The following is a 17,378-nucleotide window of genomic DNA, read 5'->3' on the forward strand; positions in this document are numbered from 1 at the left end:
TTCTACGTTTCTTCTACTAGTTTACTACATATTAACTATTTTCTCAACAGGAAACATGGAACTTCAATATCCCTAATAATGTTTATAAAAAAGATACGACTCAAGTAATCTAATTTCGAGGAAATCATGATCTATGAGTCGTTCACTCTCTTTACAAATTATACTTTCGTTTTTAAATAAAAATTCTGTTCTGAAATTTTTGAAAATCCAATATTTTCATACATATACTTAGGCGTATCATTAGCATCAGCTACTAAAAGAACATTCTCTTTACGTTCACTCTTTATAGCGTGAGTAATAATATGCTTAGCTAGCCCACGATTTCTGTATTCAGGTGCTATATATAAATTATCTATCTCAAAGAAATTACTCTTAACTATTATATTAGCTGACCCTACTATTGTTTCTCCATCTTTTGCCACAAGTTGCTTTATATTTTCAGATCTAATATCTTCGTATAATAAACCTTGATTATGTTCGGCCCACTCTTCATTGCTAGCCTCTACATCTATTTTATACTGAAACTTCAAATATCTATTTAAATCAACTTTTTGAAGATATTCTACCTGAAATTCACTTAATTCTGGTTCTACGAAGTCTTTAATATTTAAATAATATAAAAGTAAGTTAATTTCACTAAAGCCTTCTTTCTTTAAATATCTTTTAAGCTTCCAAGATAGTTTTACATTTTCTAATGCAGCCAAATGAATAAAATTAACACCTTTATCTCTAAAAAAGTTTCTACAAGATGCAACATAATATTCAAGTTCATCTATTGAAGTTGGCTCTTTTTTCATCAATAAATAATTCCCACTAAAGTATAATTTTGACTTTAACGTTTGGTAAATTACATAACTATCAGTTTCAACTACCGACTTAGCTCTAGTATATATATCTTTAAAACTATAATCCATAACTAACACCTCCTATCCTATCTCTAATTTTTTCTTGATTCTAATGATGATGACCATGTGGTCCATGATGTTGCTCGAAATGACTGATTATATCTCTCACTCTTGCACTTCCTGTTAAGTCATAAACATTTCTTAAAGTTTCTACATATGTTGGTTCATCATGAAGTACTTCAAAATAAGTAACAACTTCTTCCTCAACAAAGTCAATATAATCCTCTTCTTCAGATAAAGCATTTAAAGCAGCACCTAAAAGGATTGGATCATCTTTTATCAATGAATTATCATTATATAAGTCATAGATTTTTTCATATTCAAATAGTGATTTAAGAGCATTTATAGTAATAAATAAAGTTTGCTCAGAAATTCCTTGAGAAGATAAGACTTCTTGCATAAGTGTACGAATGTTGTCATATTGTTGATCATCTTTATATAAAGAAATTAAATGTAAGTATGCACTAATCGCCATACCTTGTAACTCAATATATTTTTCTAAATATTCCTTAGCTTCATCACCTTTAGACATATGCCCTAAATGTAAGTATGCTTCAGTGAAGTCAGGATCTAAAGCAATAGTTTTTAATAAGTGCATTTTTGATTTTTCCAAATTCTGAATTTGATTATAAGCAAATGCTAATGAGAATAATATGCTTGCATCTTCATATCCTCTACCGTTTTGATTGTAAAAGTCAATAGCTTCTTCAAATAATCCTAAAGCAAATAAATTATCAAATGCTGTTTGGAAATTTTCTAAAGATGGCTCTTCATAGAAAATTCTTTCACTCAGATTTTTTGCTTTATCTTCTCTACCTGTTGCTAAATAAATACCAACTAACTCTTTATCGATAGCACGAATTGCCTCATTAAAATCTGTTCCAGCTCTTGCAGCCAAGAATTTATCCTCAGCAATTTCGTATAATTCATCTTCTAAATATATTAAACCTTCTTGATATAGAATTGATGGAGTTTTTGGTGAATTGTATAATACTACCAAAGCATCATCTTTTCTATCTAAGTATAATAAATTGTGAACATAACCTTCGATAGCTGTATCATCTTCTCTGTTTTGTTCATAAATAACTTTAGACAGCTCTAAACACTCATCAAATAATCCATAATCTAAAAGTATTGTACGAAATTCTTCTTGTTGTTCTCTATCTAGTGCAGTAAAATCAATATCTTTTAATTCTTCTAAAAATTGTTGTAAATCCATTTAATTATCTCTCCTTGCTAACTTATTCATTATAAAAGTCAATTCATTTTTAACTGAAATTTCTATTTTATCTATACTATTTTGTGCTTTTAGCAAATAACGTCTACTTATATCAAGAGTCTCTGATAAAATTTTCTCATTATTTTTTATATAATCAATAATTTCCGTTTTCTCTTCAGTACTCGTTTCACCAGTAAAGTTACTAAATAATTCTGAGTTTTCTTCTTTAGCAAGTAATGCAGGTAATGTGATATTCCCATTCATTAAATCCTGCCCCACTTCTTTACCAAGATTCTCAGCTCCACCAGCGAAATCTAAGTAATCATCAATAATTTGATAGCTCATTCCTAAGTAATAACCATACGAAAATGCACTTTTAATGTTTTCATCAGAAGCTTTAGAAACAATACTACCAGCAACGCAAGCAAATGCGATTAGAATCGCTGTTTTTCTCTTAATTTTCTTTAGGTAATCTATTCGTCTAGTTTTAATGTTGTATAAACCATCGGCTTGAATAAGCTCACCGATGCAAAGTTCCTTAAGAGTCTCAGCTAAATAATTATGAATTCTCTCATCACTAAACTTCGCAACCTCATTTAAAACTATCGCAAATAAGTAATCCCCTACATGTAGAGCAAATTCATTAGTATACTCTTTATTCATTGTAATACTACCGCGTCTCGTATCAGCATTATCAATAATATCATCATGAATAAGACTTGCAGTATGAATTATTTCAACTATACTAGCCATTCGAATTATATCTTTTCTATTCAATTCAAAATTTCCTAATTTAGCACACATAAGTAAAAGAAGGACTCTTACCCTCTTTCCACCATTTAAAAAATATCTTTTTATAATCTCATTTAATCTATCATCATCACATTTTGTAATATCTAAGATATCTTCTAAAACATCATGTACCAACATATCATACTGTTTTAACATTCTATTCTCCATCATTTTTATACAAAGACCACGGTTTTACTATCAGTTTCCTGGAATTCAATATCATAAAAACTAAACCATGTCTTTATTATACTTAAATAAAATTCTTCCTCACTCATCCTTTTAGTAACAAATTGAAAATATCCTACTTTCATAGTATCGGTTAAAATACTTAATTTATCCAACTCATCTTTCAATATACTATAATACTCAAAACTATAATAATCTCCAAGTAATATCGATTTTGATTCGATATTATCATAATTAGATCTATGATTATATATTGAACTTAACGCACAAAAAATAGCAGTATTGTATTTTTCATTATTAAAATTATATTTTTCTATAAAAGGAATAATATTTAATTTTTCTATTAATCTCTCATTATAATTATATTTTATCATAATAAATCCTTCATTATTTGTCTTTATAAATTATACCACAATATCCCAATTTATTGAAATTTGATAGTCTAAATTCCAGATGAAAAATTTAACATATTGGTTATCTACTAAAATCATAGAAAAAGAGTAACTTTAAAATCATGATTCTTCGAAAATCATTATCTTAAAGTTACTCTCTATTAAATTTTTCAAACTTAAATACTATTTATTTAGTTACACTCTTTCTACAATTGACTCTTCATCACTATTTTCTAATATTCTTATTGTATTTAATTCATTAATTAAAATTAAAAACATCACGAAAACAAGAATTATCTTAGTATAGATATTATCCATTTTTTCAATAATCATACCTAAAAAGACATAACAGATCATACTATTTATCCAATTAGATTTCTTCATATACTTTGAATTTTTAAAATTAATATATATATACTATATAAACCTATTAATATTTGACAAAACAATAAAATATTACTAACCATGAAGTCACCTTTTCTTTACTCATATATTTTAATAATTAGATAAATATCTATAGGTAACTAACCGTTTCTTGATATTCCTCAGGTCTTTCTTTTCTAACAAATAGCATAATCGCTACGATAAAGTAGAATAGATATACCGGAATTAATACCCCTACTGTCCCAACAGCTACTACTATTGCTAATAATAAGAAAAGTATTCCAGATAAAATACGTTTTTTCATTAAGAAGGTCGCTAATAACGCTACTACAACTAATACTGCTAACAGAACTGAATACATTTTTAAACCTTGAATTGTATAATCAAGTATTTGTTCAGCTGATAAGTTAACCCCATTTAAGTTAGCCCCATTAGGATTTTTTTCTAGTTCTGACTTAAATAAATTTAAAAACTCAGGATTATCTTTTAAAACTGAAATTTTAAAGAATGAGCTATACGCTAAAATTCCTGTTAAAACTATTAAAATGACATTAGCAATCCATGCTAACACTTTCTCCACTGTTCTTTTGAATGGTTTCATAATAAAACCCTCCTTCTATAAAATTAAAGGATTTTCCTTTTTCTAATTATAACATAAAACGTTCTCATAATATATAACAAATTACCTGAATTAGCAAATTTTACACCTGAAATGATGTTCTTAAAAATTAACTAATTAAGGATTGCATTTATCCCTTTTAATCTTTTACTTCACTTTTATTAAGATACTTTTTATTAAATATTATATGGCATGACGATACAAAAATGAACAAACTAAATAAATATAATAGACTTTTTGTAATTTGATAATCATCAATCGTTAATATAGCGACACCTAAAAGAGTTATTACCTCGACACAGTAAAATATAATCGCTATAATTCTGTGAATTCTATCTAACTTTTTTAGTGATTTTTTCGCATCACCGACAATCCCAATTAAGTAGTCAAAAAATACATCAAACATCATTTCTTCCCCTTTATTTTCCTCTATAAAAACTGATTCTCTTTCAATATTATGAATCTTTAATATCTTTCTATTTATTATATAGGTTATAGCATTATTATTTTATAATTACAAATTTTTCTATAATATTTATTATTGATGAACATATTAATTTAAAACAAAAAATAATCTCCCAAACCTCATTGGCTTGGAAGATTAACTTTTATTATAATCTTTCATCAAGTGTAAAACGCATTTCTATTTTGAAGATTCCATCTTCTGGTGCATATGCTCGAATTGTTTCTTTGTGTTTTTCTGCAATAAGTTGTGCCATAGATAATCCTATACCGTATCCTTTTATTGCGCTGTTTCTTGACTCATCTAAGCGATAAAAACGCTCAAATACTTTACTTAAATCACCTTTCTTAACCTCAGCTTTATTAGAAACTTTCAAAATAGCATATTTTCTATTTTTCTTAAGACTAACTGATATACTGCTGTCTTCTGGTGCATATTTAATAGCATTTTCTAATAGTATATCCATCAATTGTACTATTGAAGCTTCTTCTCCAAAATAGTACAGATTAGAATCTACATCTGTAACGATATTTTTTTTCTGGAAGTTTGCTAATTCATCAAAATCTTCTATTCTCGATTCCAATGCACTTGTCAAATCAAATCTTGATCTTTCTACAGTATCCTTTTCTTCCATTCTACTAAATACTACTAAACTATTAACTAAACTAGTAAGACGATCTACTTGATTATGTATATTTTGCGTCCATTTTGAATCACCATTCATCATCTCTAATACATCAGCGTTAGAACTAATTATAGCTAACGGTGTTTTCAGTTCGTGACTCGCACCTGTTATAAATTGTTTTTGTTTTATGTAAGTTTCTTGAATTGGTGCTATTACTCTTTTAGATACTAACACGATTAATACAAATACTGATGCTATAACTCCAATAGAAATTAATAAACTATTTTTTTCAAATGAATGTTGCGAATCTAATTCGCGTTGGCAATTTAAAAATAGTATTAAGTTTCCTACATTTGTTTCAGCTTTTAAGAATCTATAGCTACCAATGAATCCGCTAGTTTTTCCTTCCTTTAATGCTTCAATAACTTTACCTTGCAAAGCATCTTGATCAGGTATTAAAGTATCATCACGATATGTTTTAATTATTCTCCCAGAATCATCAACCTTCGCAATAGAAAAACCATTATAATCTGTCGTACTAGATGAATTTTTTGTAATTATTAAATCATCTCCATCTTCTGCGAAAATTTTAATCAATGCCTGAGATCTAGAAGCATCTAATAGTGTTGTGTCGATTCTCTCCTCTAATTTATAATAATTTATAAAGTTTAACGCAATAGCCAAAATAGCTATTACCACAGCTACACTCCCTACAGCCGTTGTAATAAATTTTCTTCTAAGACTCTTAAACATCAATCATCTCCAAAGTATAACCAACATTTCTAGTAGCTTTAATATGGATATTTGCGTCTAAAGCTTTTAATTTTTTTCTTAGATATGAAATATTAACCCAAACTACGTTAATTTCAGACTCACTATCATATCCCCAAATTCTTTCTAAAAATTGTTCAGTTTGAATCACATTTCCAGGATTTCTCATCAACATTTCCATCATTTGATATTCTTTATTTGATAGTCTCACTTTGTCTTTTTCTGTAGCTAATTCAAACGTATACTTACTTAAACTTACATTACCTAATTCTAATACATTACTAGTGAATGTCGCCTGTCTTCTAGTCATAGAACGAACTCTCGCTAATAATTCCTTAGTTACAAATGGTTTTGTTAGATAATCATCTGCACCACTATCTAATCCATACACCTTATCTTCAATCTCTGATTTAGCTGTAAGTAATAATACTGGTGTACTTTTTTTATTCTCTCTTAGTTTTTTCACCACAGTTACTCCATCCATCTGCGGCATCATAACATCAAGAATTGCACCATCATAGTCATCTAACATTAGATAATCTAATGCATCTTGTCCGTTATTTACTACATCAACTGAGTAATTGTTGTGTTTTAGCATTGCTTCAAGAGCGTCTGCTAAGTCTCTTTCATCTTCGGCTAATAATAACCTCATCGTCTTCCACTCCTCACTATATCTTTCCATCATATACAATTTATATCATAATAATTATACAAAGATTAATTAAAATAAAGTTTAAACAAAAATTTTAGTTTGAATTATTATGTAAATTTCCTTAAAATATATGAATTTATAACTATTATTAATTCTACTTATAATAACTACTTTCACTAAAATTCATTTCTATCTATATAATATATTATACCAAAATATAGCTATTATTTAATATTTTTCTTACTATTTATAAAAAATATTTGTTATAATAACTTTATTGTATACATTTTACTCCATTTTGCCTAGATATGTCAAAAAAATTGGCTAACGCTTTCTTCGTTAGCCAACAACATTATTTTCTTCCGATAAGCAGTCCACTTTGTATGTAATCTTTCATACCTTTTCCATATCCCCATTTTTCTGCATACTCATCTGTTACATCAGAATTAATGATTTGAAACTTCGTAAATCCTGCTTTTTTAATAATATCTACCATCTCTTCTTCCAGAAGAGCACCCGCCACTCAAGTGCAGTGCATCTGTTGAGAATTTTTCCACTCTAATGGTAACTCCTTTTTCAAGATAATATCAGATATTACAAACATACCATCTTCTTTTAAAATGCGATATATTTCATCATATACTTTTTGCTTGTCAGGCTCAAGGTTGATAACACAGTTACTAATAACTCTATCAACTGATTTATCTTCTAAAGGAATATTTATTAGTTCTCCTTTAATAAATTCAATATTATCAAATTTCTTGTTATCCCTAACTTTCTTAGCTTTTTCTAACATTGAATCTAATCTATCTAAACCATATAGTGTTCCTACTTTTGGATTTTTCATCTTTGTAATGAAAATATCCATTCCAGCTCCACACCCTAAATCAATTAAAGATTGTCCTTCCTTAATTTTCAAGTGGTTAATTGGATTTCCACAAGAAAGCCCCATATTTATCTCATCGGGAAATTCATTAATAATTTTTTCATCATATCCTAGTGATTTACTAAGTTGTTTTGGATCAATTTTTGTCTTTTGTTTATTTTTAGAAATATTATCATAAAAGTTATCAACTGATAATCTTATTTTGATATTACTATTCATTTTATCACCATCCCTTCATATTAAATAGTTGCTTGAATCAACTGATTCAAGCAACTCTCACTTATTCTTTATTTTATCATAGAAGTTTATTTTTTTCTATAATTATAGTTTAACGATTTCTCTATATCGGAATGTTGGATTTGGACGTCCAGGAATTAATGCATTTAAAGTTTCTTCTTTGTATCCCACTACGTTAAACACTCGTTCAACCTCTTCTTTTACAATTTCAACTAATTTGTCTGGGTGAACTTCTACACGCGCATTAACTGTAAGGAATACTTTCTCACTAGCATTATCTAATTTACGTAGTGTTGCAGTTTCTTTCTTACCTACAATATTTCCTACTAAGCCTTCTTCTTTACCTTGTAGAAGGAATTTTACATGACCTACGTTTAGATTTAATGAGTCGAATTTTTCTCCTAAGTTAGCTAAAAATGCAGTAGCTAATGTTTCAAATGATTCTTCTTTTTCGATAGCATAAGTTCCATTCAACCATCCGAATAATGCTTCTCCATAAGCATAAGTATCGTAATCTACTTCTACAATTCTTCTTCCTACTTCTTTTTCACTATTAATAATGTAATCGAACCACGCGTCTAAACCTTCTCCAGTTTTTACACTTGCAGTTAGAACATTTTCATTATTAAATTCTTTTTTAGTTTTTTCTACTAAATCAGCTAATTCTTCTTCTGATAATAATTCAACTTTGTTAATTAAGATAACATCCGCTTCTTCGAATTGTTTATAAATAATATAATCTCCAGGATTTGAATGATCTTTTAGTACAGCTTTTAAGCGAGTTGGATCCGCTAATGCTGTAAGTTGTTTCAAGTTAACTTGTTCATTGTATTTTTCTTTTAATGGTTGCATAATAGTTGCTGATAAGTCAGTACAGCTTCCTACTGGTTCAGCTAAAATAATATCACTGTTATTTGCTTCTTGTAGGTGAGCAATTGCATTAGCAAAGCCACCAAAGTTACAGCAGAAACAACTTCCACTTACTTCTTCAACGATGTCATTATTAGTTTCTAAAAATGAAGTATCAACTAATTCACTCGCTTGGTCGTTTGTAATTAATCCTACTTTACGTCCTTTTTCGTTTAAACGTTTCGCAACTTCCCATAGAAGACTAGTTTTCCCCGCTCCTAAAAATCCACCTACTAAAATTAAATCTGTTTTGTTTGTCATAATTCTTTTCTCCTCTAACCTTATTATATTATTTGTTTAATTCATTTTGTCTTTTTAACGCTGGTTCTAATACTTTAGTAAATAGGTATCCAGCTAATACTCCACCAACTATTGGTCCTAGTATATAAACCCAGAAGAAACCACCGCTGGCATCTGGAAATGCTGCTGATCCCCAACCAAATGCCCAAGCTACTAAACGTGGTGCAAAGTCACGAGTAGGGTTCATACCAGCTTGAGTAATTGTCGCTAATAAACATAGTAATGACCCAACTGTTAAACCTATTTGTACAGGAGCCATGTTATCACTTGGTCTACCTACATTAGCACCTTCAGTAAATAAGAATATAATTAAAACTAATAAAAACGTTCCAAGTGCTTCTGCAGCAAATGCCACTGGCATAGAAATGTTATAACCACCCGGTTGATTATAATACTCTCCGAACATTTTCGCAGTAGCAACTGATTCAAATGTTCCACGTACTATATTCTTTTTAGCTTCAAACTGAGCTATAGATGAGCTATAAATTCCATACATTACTAATGATCCTAGTAATGCTCCGATGAATTGTCCAGCAATATACGTCGGTAATCTTTTAGCACTCATTCTACCTGTAAGAACCATTGCTACTGATACTGCTGGATTAAAATGAGCATTACTTAAATTTCTAGTCATATATATACCAAAAGTTACCGCAAATGCCCATAACATACCAATTTGGAACAAACTTTGATGTGCATCATATAATACTGCTGCTGCTACAGAACCCGTTCCAAAAAGAACTAATATAAATGAACCAATAACTTCCCCCAAGAAGTCATTTTTTAATGAATATTTCTCCATGAATATCCCCCTTAATTTATTTCTATAAACATATTATAACAATATTAAAACTATATTTGAATAATTATTTTTTAATTTACGATGTATATACATCATAAATTCTAACTTTTATTTTATATTTTATATATTCTAAAACATAAAATAAATAAAATAATATTAGTTTATTATTATTATTAAATCTGTAAATAACCCCCTTTATTTATTTATTTTGTTTAGAAAATATTATTCTAAATATTTTTAGAAATTCTGTCTTGCTTCTTATGATAAAAAAATAAGCCCTAATTAGGACTTATTTTTTAAAAATTATATTAAATTATTGTATTCTTCTTCTGTTAAGTAACTTGAAATTGCACCTGTTTTTGTAGTTGTTAAACTAGCGTAGTTTGTCGCAAATTTAGCCATTTGTGCTAAATCTTCTTCAGAAATATTATTTAGATCTTCATGATTTAATAATTTTGATAAGAATGAACCTGCGAACGCATCGCCTGCCCCAGTAGTATCAACTGCTTTTATATTAGGTATTTCAGTCACTACTTTATGATTTTCATAATAAACTTCCGCACCATGCTCTCCTTTAGTATAAAGAACAACTTTCATGTGACTGAAGTCTTTTTTCAATGCTTCTTCGATATTAGTAGTTCTAGTTAGGAATTCTAATTCGTTATCAGCAACTTTTATTACATCAACATAAGGTAAGAATTCTTTAATAGTTTCAAGATATAATTTGTGATCATCCCAAAGATTGAATCGTAAATTAACATCAAAAGAAATTAACACTCCAGCTTCTTTAGCCTTTTTTAGTAACAAGTGATGACTATCTTTTGATTCTTCTTGAATAGCGATACTTGCGAAATGAATTGCTTCAATTTCAGATAAATCAACTTTTTCAACATCTTCTTTACTAATTCTTAATGTTGATGAACCTTTAAAGTAAAAACTAAATGAACGGTCTCCAGTTTCATCTAAAGAAACAAATGCTAATGGTGTAAAACTATCAGCTTTACGACTTACATATTTACAATCTACACTCTCATTTTTTAAAGTATTTTCTAGAAAATCACCAAAACCATCTTGTCCCAATGATGTTAATAAATAACTCTTATGTCCTAGTTTTTGTGCCACGCAAGCCACATTAGCTACACATCCACCAGCCTCTTTTTTAAACGATTTTACTTTATCGATTGTACCTACACCTTCTCCAATAAAGTCAATTAGCATTTCTCCTATACATAAAACTGCCATTTTAGTTCTCCTCTCTAATTTCAATTGCTCCAAGTTCTTTTGCTAAATAATCAGTGGCTAAGATATTAACATTATGATTTTCTGGATAAAATCTTGTTGAAAGTGCAAAAGATCCCTCATTTGCGAATAATTCAATAGATGAACTATCAAATACTATTTCCACATTTTCTAAATCCAGTTTATATTTTCTATCATCTCTTCCATAACCACTAGTTCCAAAAGATACTTTCAATTCTTTATTGTCATAGCTTACTTTAAAATCATCTACGCTAATTTCAAACTTATCACCATGTTCTTGTTTATAATACCATGTATTTTTGTTAAAGTCATTAGTTTTAATATCGTTACCTAATAAATCTTTCACCGATTTGTGTAACGTTTGTCTAACTTTACCACCTTTGTAATTTACTACACGTGGAACAGTTAGACAGTTTTGATAACCAAACTTCGTAGTTGGATTAGTATAGCTACTATCTGGTACATACATCCAACCGATAAGCACACGATTATCATCTTCATCTAGAAATGTTTGCGATGCATAAAAATCATGTCCATAATCTAGTAATGTGAAGTTATCTAATTTATCAACATTCTCAATTCCCTCTTCAACTACAGAATATCCAATTTGGTACATATTCCCATAATTTGGATACATTCTTGTAATACCTTGAGGTGAGAACATAAAAATTTCTTTTCCATCTACTTCGAAATAATCTGGACATTCCCACATGAATCCTAGATTTTTTTCTGAGTAAATAGTTTTATACGGTTTAAGAGTATCCTTATCGAATACTAATAAACATCCATAATCATTGCTATCTCTAGCTCCAAGAACTAAATATTTTTTTCCATTTTTTTCAAATATTTTTGGATCCCTAACATGATTTGACATATTAGGATAATCATCTGTAGTTAACAGACATTTTTTCTCAGTAAAATTAATTCCATCTTCCGTTTCAAAAGATATGGTATTATGACCACGTCCTTCATGAACGTAGTCATAATCACCTTTATATTTCACATTTCCTGTGTAGTAGAAGACTAATTTCCCATCTTCTATATTGGCACTCCCTGAATAAACACCACTTTTTTCTTCTTCTATAGTTGGTGTAAGGAATACGCCACGATCTTCATAATTTTTTAGGTCACTACTAGTATAGTAATACCATAGTTTTAATCCACCTTCTACTTCATAAGAATATTGGTGAAAAATATGATATTTACCTTTAAAGTAAGCTAATCCATTCGGATCGTTTAGCCAACCTTTAGTAGGTTCTAAATGAAGATTTTGTTTCCAGTTATTAGCTAGCATTTACAAGTTCCTTCTTAGTTTTGAAGAAGTATGCTGTTACTGAGAATGAAACGATGAATGATAATGCTAAACCAATACCAAATGTTGACCAATGGTTTGCAGGAATTGATAAGAATCCTGGAAGACCAGCTGCACCTAATGCTGATGCAAATACTTTGTTTAATCCAATCCATGCACTTCCTACTGCACTTCCTGCAATAGCTCCGTAGAATGGATATCTAAGTCTTAAGTTAACCCCGAACATAGCTGGCTCTGTAATACCTAGTAAAGCAGAAATACCAGATGCTGATGAGATTGATTTCATTTTTGTGTTTTTAGAGAATACTAATACTGCAAGAACCGCTGCACCTTGAGCTACGTTAGACATAGATGCGATTGGGAAAATAAATGTTAATCCTGTTGCAGCTAGTAGTTGAGTTTCGATAGCTGAGAAACTTTGGTGTAATCCAGTAATTACGATTGGTGCGTAGAATAAACCGAAGATTGCTGCTCCTACGAATCCGCCTTGCATGTATAACCACTGTAATCCTTGACCAAGTAAAGTACCAGCTTCACGAAGTACTGGTCCCATCCATGCGAATGTTACGAATCCTGTTACGAATAATGAAATTAATGGTGTAGTTAAGTTATCTAACCATGATGGAGTTACACGACGTAAGAATTTTTCGATTGTAGCTAATAACCAAGCAGCCGCAAGAATCGGTAATACAGTTCCTTGATATCCTACTTTAGCGATCTTAAATCCGAATACATCCCAGTACCCAAGAGTTGTAACTCTTTGAAGACCTTCTACAGCTTGACCACTTTGGTTAACGATATCTAAAGCTGGTGCAAGAAGTTGGTTTGTAGATGGATCTAATTTACCAAATGTATAGAAGTTCATTACATCTGGGTGAACCATTAACATCGCAAGTGCTGCCCCAAGATATGGGTTACCACCAAAACGTTTAGTAGCTGAGAAACCAATTAATACAGGTAAGAATACGAACGGCGCATTAGCAAATACGTTAACCATGTCTGCTAGACCTGCGATACCTGGGTTAGCTTCAATAACTGATTTACCAGTGTAGAATAAATCTTTAGCTGTTAATACGTTATTGATACCCATTAAAAGACCACCAGCAACAATCGCTGGAATAATTGGAACGAAAATATCACTTAACATTTTTACGAAACGTTGAAGTGGATTTCCTTTTGGTTTTTTAACAGTTTCAATTGAATCTTCTTCACTATTTGATGCAGCACCTTTGAATACTTCATTATATGCTGCGTAAACTTGTTGAACAAGACCACTTCCAAAGATTAATTGAAGTTGACCATTGTTAAAGAATACACCTTTAACACCTTCGATATCTTCTAATTTTTCTTTATTATATTTTTTTTCATCGTTTAATTCTAAACGAAGACGAGTTGCACAGTGAACAACAGAGCGTAAGTTTTCTTGACCACCACTATGTTCAACAACTTCTTTAACAACTTTTTTTAAGTCCATAGTTCTTTCTCCTTTTTTATTTTTTAATTTTATATAACAACTTTTAACATTCACCAAAATATAAATGGTAACGTTACTTTTTTATTGTACACCTCTTACTATCAAATTGTCAAGAGAAAAAAGTAACGTTACCATAATTTTTTATAAATAGTAGCTTCCTTGCTTCAAAGTATTATTTTTGTTATAATCTAATAACTATAAAATAGGAGGCTTATATGGATTTTTCAATTAAAAATCTATTTACTAGTGTTTCTACAAACATTAATCGATATAAATTCACATACATTTCAATAGCTGCCATAATTCAACTAATTCTTGTATGTGGTTTATGGTTAATCGCTAGAGTTTTTCAACTAGCACTTACTCTAGCAGGTGAAGAACATCTTGATAATAATAATATTCTTCACATATTAACTAATCCCTATAGTTTTATAATTCTCAATTTTTTAATACTTATCGTAGCATTTTTTATGTTTATAGAATTTTCTATACTTACATTTACAATATACGGACAACTAACAGATAAGAAATATTCATATCGAAAAATCTTAAAGAATGCATGGAATAAAACAAAAAATTTGGCAGGTTTTCAAACTCTATTTTTTATAATTTATTTCATAATTACTATTCCTACAGTAAATATAGGTGTAAGATCCGTTCTTGCTAAAAATCTCTTCATTCCAAAGTTTATTAGCAGTGAAATAATGAAAACAAATAGTGGTTTTATCATTTGGGGAATAATAATGATTGTTTTCGCCTATCTCAATCTTAGGTTGATTTTTACATTACCCCTAACTGCTGTTGGTGATGAGAATATACTCGATAGTATTAAAAGAAGTTGGGAACTTACAAAAACCGGTAAAAGAAAACTTGTATTCACTATTATCTTATTTGAAATAATATACATCATTATTGCAGTAATTTTAATCGGTGTTATCACCTTCTTATGTATTTATATTGACAAAGATGGTAATAATCCTATAGTTCAAACCTTATTTTTCTCGGCAATAAGTGCAATTATATTCTTTCTTGGAGTAATTTCAAAAGTAACGGTCATAACTTCATTAGTAACTGTACTAATAGATCAAAATGAAATATCAGAAGAACTAGTAAATAACCTTAACGAAAATAAGAATAAATCGAGATTAGTAGCAACCTTTACTACTATAATAATTATTCTTGCTTCTATTATTAATGGTTTTAATATTTATGGAAATGGAGTCAACAAAAATAGTGAAACAATCGCTCATAGAGGTTATGTCTATAAAGGTGTAGAAAATTCTATCGAAGCTCTTGAAGGTGCGGCTGAAGTCGGAGCTAATTACGTAGAATTAGATATATTGCTAACTAAAGACAATAAATTCATTGTCATGCATGACTATAACCTTAAAAGACTTGCAGGTATTAATAAACGAGTTCAAGATATGAACTACGATGAAGTTGTTGGTCTACAAATAAAACAAGGAGATCATACTAGTAAAATACCTTCTTTAGAAGAATTTGTAAATAAAGCTAAGGATTTAAATATGAATCTAGTAATAGAACTAAAACCTCATGGTGGTGAACCAAGTAACTACGTCGACATCCTTATTAAAGAGATAAAAAGATTAAAACTTGAAAATTATAAATTCATGTCACTTAATTCTAAAGTTATGGAAGAACTTGAAACAAAGGCACCAAATTTAGAAACTGGTTATGTAATCCCTCTTCAATTTGGAAACTTTCACCAAACTAGCGTCGACTTTTTCGTAATAGAAGACTTTTCATACAGAGATCGTCTAGTAGAACAAGCTAAAAAACAAAACAAAAAAGTTTTTGTCTGGACAATAAATGATCCAGCTTTAATTACTAGATACTTACAAAGCCCTGCAGATGGTATTATTACCGATGAACCTGAACTTGTAAAAGAAGAAAAAAATATCTTAGAAAATAACTACTCATATTACGATAAAATACTAAGACTTATTAATATATAAAAAATATCGACTGAAATCTGATTATTTCAGTCGATGATTTTTTTTATTTTATACTAATTTTACAAAATATCTCAATGTTCTAATTAGTTGTGCAGTGTATGACATTTCATTATCATACCAAGAAACAACCTTAACCATTTGATTTTTGCCCTGTCCAATAACTTTTGTTTGTGTAGCATCAAATAATGAACCATAACTCATTCCTATTATATCTGAAGATACTATAGGATCTTCCGTATATCCATATGATTCATTAGCTGCTTTTTTCATTACTTCATTAATTTCTTCCACAGTAGCATTTTTTTCAATAGTTACAAATAATTCTGTTAACGAACCAGTTGGAACGGGTACCCTTTGAGCTGCTCCATCTAAACGTCCATTTAACTCTGGAATAACTAATCCTATAGCCTTAGCAGCACCTGTAGTATTCGGTACTATATTTTCTGCGGCTGCTCGTCCACGTCTAAAATCCCCCTTGTTATGAGATCCATCTAAAGTATGCTGATCTCCTGTATATCCGTGGATAGTTGTCATTAAACCATGTACAATACCGAAGTTATCATGTAATACTTTTGCCATTGGAGCAAGACAGTTTGTAGTGCATGATGCACCCGAGATTACAGTCTCTTCTCCAGTTAGTATTTCATGATTAACATTATATACAATAGTTTTGACATCTGAGCCTCCTGGTGCAGAAAGTAGTACTTTTCTAGCTCCCGCTCTTATGTGTGCTTCAGCTTTATCCTTACTGTTAAAACGTCCGCTACATTCTAGAACAATATCTACACCTAACTCATTCCATGGTAAATTTTCTGGATCTGGTTCTCCAAAAACCTTAATTTCTTTACCATTTACGATAAACGCTCCCTCTCCTTCTTCTACAGTCCCTGGAAAAGGTCCTTGCGTTGTATCATATTTTAACAGATAAACTATTTGATTTATCGGTCTCATTCTTGATCTATTGACAGCTACAACCTCAATATCATCTGCGTGCTGAGCTTGAATCTGTCTTAAGACCAATCTCCCAATACGACCAAAACCATTAATAGCAACTTTTATTGTCATGTGTTTTTCCCCCTGTTAATTATTTTACTCCTATAAGATAACTCATATGCTCATCCCTTTTACAACCTGAATTTCTTTTAAGTAAAATTATATGACAAACTAAACTTTTTAATTCATTATTTAATTGTGATTATCTATAAGAAATCTTA

Annotated in this window: 18 protein-coding genes; 1 reads left to right on the forward strand and 17 read right to left on the reverse strand. The window is 29.8% G+C overall.

What is annotated here, in order from left to right; all coding sequences use genetic code 11:
- Positions 1-158 precede the first annotated feature (158 nt).
- The 16 genes from FOC48_RS06410 to FOC48_RS06485 all read right to left on the reverse strand — a co-directional run bounded on the left by FOC48_RS06410 (position 159) and on the right by FOC48_RS06485 (position 14,188).
- Positions 159-914 (reverse strand): GNAT family N-acetyltransferase, encoded by a 756-nt coding sequence (locus tag FOC48_RS06410; protein ID WP_003147194.1) that lies wholly within the window; start codon positions 912-914, stop codon positions 159-161.
- A 40-nt stretch (positions 915-954) separates the two neighbouring features.
- A complete protein-coding gene (locus FOC48_RS06415; protein ID WP_003147195.1) occupies positions 955-2,124 on the reverse strand; it encodes a tetratricopeptide repeat protein in 1,170 nt (389 codons plus the stop codon).
- Positions 2,125-3,072: a polyprenyl synthetase family protein gene (locus FOC48_RS06420; protein ID WP_003147196.1), complete on the reverse strand. Its 948-nt coding sequence runs from the start codon at positions 3,070-3,072 to the stop codon at positions 2,125-2,127.
- A gap of 17 nt (positions 3,073-3,089) precedes the next feature.
- On the reverse strand, positions 3,090-3,476 hold the full coding sequence (locus tag FOC48_RS06425) for a hypothetical protein (RefSeq protein WP_003147198.1): 387 nt from the start codon (positions 3,474-3,476) through the stop codon (positions 3,090-3,092).
- Positions 3,477-3,689: 213 nt separating this feature from the next.
- Positions 3,690-3,878 (reverse strand): hypothetical protein, encoded by a 189-nt coding sequence (locus FOC48_RS06430; RefSeq protein WP_172497901.1) that lies wholly within the window; start codon positions 3,876-3,878, stop codon positions 3,690-3,692.
- Between the two features lie 130 nt (positions 3,879-4,008).
- Positions 4,009-4,479, reverse strand: coding sequence for a DUF4064 domain-containing protein (locus FOC48_RS06435; RefSeq protein WP_003147200.1), 471 nt, complete (start codon positions 4,477-4,479; stop codon positions 4,009-4,011).
- 157 nt (positions 4,480-4,636) lie between these two features.
- Positions 4,637-4,903 (reverse strand): hypothetical protein, encoded by a 267-nt coding sequence (locus FOC48_RS06440; protein WP_003147201.1) that lies wholly within the window; start codon positions 4,901-4,903, stop codon positions 4,637-4,639.
- Between the two features lie 205 nt (positions 4,904-5,108).
- Positions 5,109-6,338, reverse strand: a complete 1,230-nt coding sequence (locus FOC48_RS06445; protein WP_003147202.1) for a sensor histidine kinase — start codon at positions 6,336-6,338, stop codon at positions 5,109-5,111.
- Positions 6,331-7,008, reverse strand: a complete 678-nt coding sequence (locus FOC48_RS06450; protein ID WP_003147203.1) for a response regulator transcription factor — start codon at positions 7,006-7,008, stop codon at positions 6,331-6,333. The genes FOC48_RS06445 and FOC48_RS06450 overlap by 8 nt, the downstream gene beginning before the upstream one ends.
- A 352-nt stretch (positions 7,009-7,360) precedes the next feature.
- On the reverse strand, positions 7,361-7,504 hold the full coding sequence (locus tag FOC48_RS06455) for a hypothetical protein (protein ID WP_035467073.1): 144 nt from the start codon (positions 7,502-7,504) through the stop codon (positions 7,361-7,363).
- A gap of 27 nt (positions 7,505-7,531) precedes the next feature.
- Complete coding sequence (locus tag FOC48_RS06460) at positions 7,532-8,113, reverse strand: methyltransferase domain-containing protein (RefSeq protein ID WP_003147204.1); 582 nt, start codon at positions 8,111-8,113, stop codon at positions 7,532-7,534.
- A gap of 102 nt (positions 8,114-8,215) precedes the next feature.
- On the reverse strand, positions 8,216-9,301 hold the full coding sequence (locus tag FOC48_RS06465) for a GTP-binding protein (protein ID WP_003147205.1): 1,086 nt from the start codon (positions 9,299-9,301) through the stop codon (positions 8,216-8,218).
- 28 nt (positions 9,302-9,329) lie between these two features.
- The gene (locus FOC48_RS06470; protein ID WP_003147206.1) at positions 9,330-10,142 is read right to left on the reverse strand and encodes an MIP/aquaporin family protein; all 813 of its coding nucleotides are present in this window, start codon (positions 10,140-10,142) and stop codon (positions 9,330-9,332) included.
- A gap of 303 nt (positions 10,143-10,445) precedes the next feature.
- Positions 10,446-11,384, reverse strand: a complete 939-nt coding sequence (locus tag FOC48_RS06475; RefSeq protein ID WP_003147207.1) for a carbohydrate kinase family protein — start codon at positions 11,382-11,384, stop codon at positions 10,446-10,448.
- A 1-nt stretch (position 11,385) separates the two neighbouring features.
- Positions 11,386-12,696: a glycoside hydrolase family 32 protein gene (locus tag FOC48_RS06480; protein WP_003147209.1), complete on the reverse strand. Its 1,311-nt coding sequence runs from the start codon at positions 12,694-12,696 to the stop codon at positions 11,386-11,388.
- Positions 12,686-14,188 (reverse strand): sucrose-specific PTS transporter subunit IIBC, encoded by a 1,503-nt coding sequence (locus FOC48_RS06485; RefSeq protein ID WP_003147211.1) that lies wholly within the window; start codon positions 14,186-14,188, stop codon positions 12,686-12,688. The genes FOC48_RS06480 and FOC48_RS06485 overlap by 11 nt, the downstream gene beginning before the upstream one ends.
- Positions 14,189-14,403: 215 nt before the next feature.
- On the opposite strand from FOC48_RS06485, the gene FOC48_RS06490 reads away from it, so the two are divergent.
- Positions 14,404-16,164: a glycerophosphoryl diester phosphodiesterase membrane domain-containing protein gene (locus tag FOC48_RS06490; RefSeq protein WP_003147213.1), complete on the forward strand. Its 1,761-nt coding sequence runs from the start codon at positions 14,404-14,406 to the stop codon at positions 16,162-16,164.
- A gap of 48 nt (positions 16,165-16,212) precedes the next feature.
- On the opposite strand, the gene gap is transcribed toward FOC48_RS06490, so the two are convergent.
- Positions 16,213-17,229 (reverse strand): type I glyceraldehyde-3-phosphate dehydrogenase, encoded by a 1,017-nt coding sequence (gene gap / locus FOC48_RS06495; RefSeq protein WP_003147214.1) that lies wholly within the window; start codon positions 17,227-17,229, stop codon positions 16,213-16,215.
- Positions 17,230-17,378: the final 149 nt, after the last annotated feature.

This window comes from Gemella haemolysans (assembly GCF_012273215.1).
Lineage (GTDB): Bacteria > Bacillota > Bacilli > Staphylococcales > Gemellaceae > Gemella > Gemella haemolysans_A.

Excerpts from the sequence above, each read along its gene's own strand:
- FOC48_RS06410 (WP_003147194.1), bottom strand. The coding sequence starts at position 914 with ATGGATTATAGTTTTAAAGATATATATACTAGAGCTAAGTCGGTAGTT.
- FOC48_RS06415 (WP_003147195.1), bottom strand. The coding sequence starts at position 2,124 with ATGGATTTACAACAATTTTTAGAAGAATTAAAAGATATTGATTTTACT.
- FOC48_RS06420 (WP_003147196.1), bottom strand. The coding sequence starts at position 3,072 with ATGTTAAAACAGTATGATATGTTGGTACATGATGTTTTAGAAGATATC.
- FOC48_RS06425 (WP_003147198.1), bottom strand. The coding sequence starts at position 3,476 with ATGATAAAATATAATTATAATGAGAGATTAATAGAAAAATTAAATATT.
- FOC48_RS06430 (WP_172497901.1), bottom strand. The coding sequence starts at position 3,878 with ATGAAGAAATCTAATTGGATAAATAGTATGATCTGTTATGTCTTTTTA.
- FOC48_RS06435 (WP_003147200.1), bottom strand. The coding sequence starts at position 4,479 with ATGAAACCATTCAAAAGAACAGTGGAGAAAGTGTTAGCATGGATTGCT.
- FOC48_RS06440 (WP_003147201.1), bottom strand. The coding sequence starts at position 4,903 with ATGTTTGATGTATTTTTTGACTACTTAATTGGGATTGTCGGTGATGCG.
- FOC48_RS06445 (WP_003147202.1), bottom strand. The coding sequence starts at position 6,338 with ATGTTTAAGAGTCTTAGAAGAAAATTTATTACAACGGCTGTAGGGAGT.
- FOC48_RS06450 (WP_003147203.1), bottom strand. The coding sequence starts at position 7,008 with ATGAGGTTATTATTAGCCGAAGATGAAAGAGACTTAGCAGACGCTCTT.
- FOC48_RS06455 (WP_035467073.1), bottom strand. The coding sequence starts at position 7,504 with ATGGTAGATATTATTAAAAAAGCAGGATTTACGAAGTTTCAAATCATT.
- FOC48_RS06460 (WP_003147204.1), bottom strand. The coding sequence starts at position 8,113 with ATGAATAGTAATATCAAAATAAGATTATCAGTTGATAACTTTTATGAT.
- FOC48_RS06465 (WP_003147205.1), bottom strand. The coding sequence starts at position 9,301 with ATGACAAACAAAACAGATTTAATTTTAGTAGGTGGATTTTTAGGAGCG.
- FOC48_RS06470 (WP_003147206.1), bottom strand. The coding sequence starts at position 10,142 with ATGGAGAAATATTCATTAAAAAATGACTTCTTGGGGGAAGTTATTGGT.
- FOC48_RS06475 (WP_003147207.1), bottom strand. The coding sequence starts at position 11,384 with ATGGCAGTTTTATGTATAGGAGAAATGCTAATTGACTTTATTGGAGAA.
- FOC48_RS06480 (WP_003147209.1), bottom strand. The coding sequence starts at position 12,696 with ATGCTAGCTAATAACTGGAAACAAAATCTTCATTTAGAACCTACTAAA.
- FOC48_RS06485 (WP_003147211.1), bottom strand. The coding sequence starts at position 14,188 with ATGGACTTAAAAAAAGTTGTTAAAGAAGTTGTTGAACATAGTGGTGGT.
- FOC48_RS06490 (WP_003147213.1), top strand. The coding sequence starts at position 14,404 with ATGGATTTTTCAATTAAAAATCTATTTACTAGTGTTTCTACAAACATT.
- gap (WP_003147214.1), bottom strand. The coding sequence starts at position 17,229 with ATGACAATAAAAGTTGCTATTAATGGTTTTGGTCGTATTGGGAGATTG.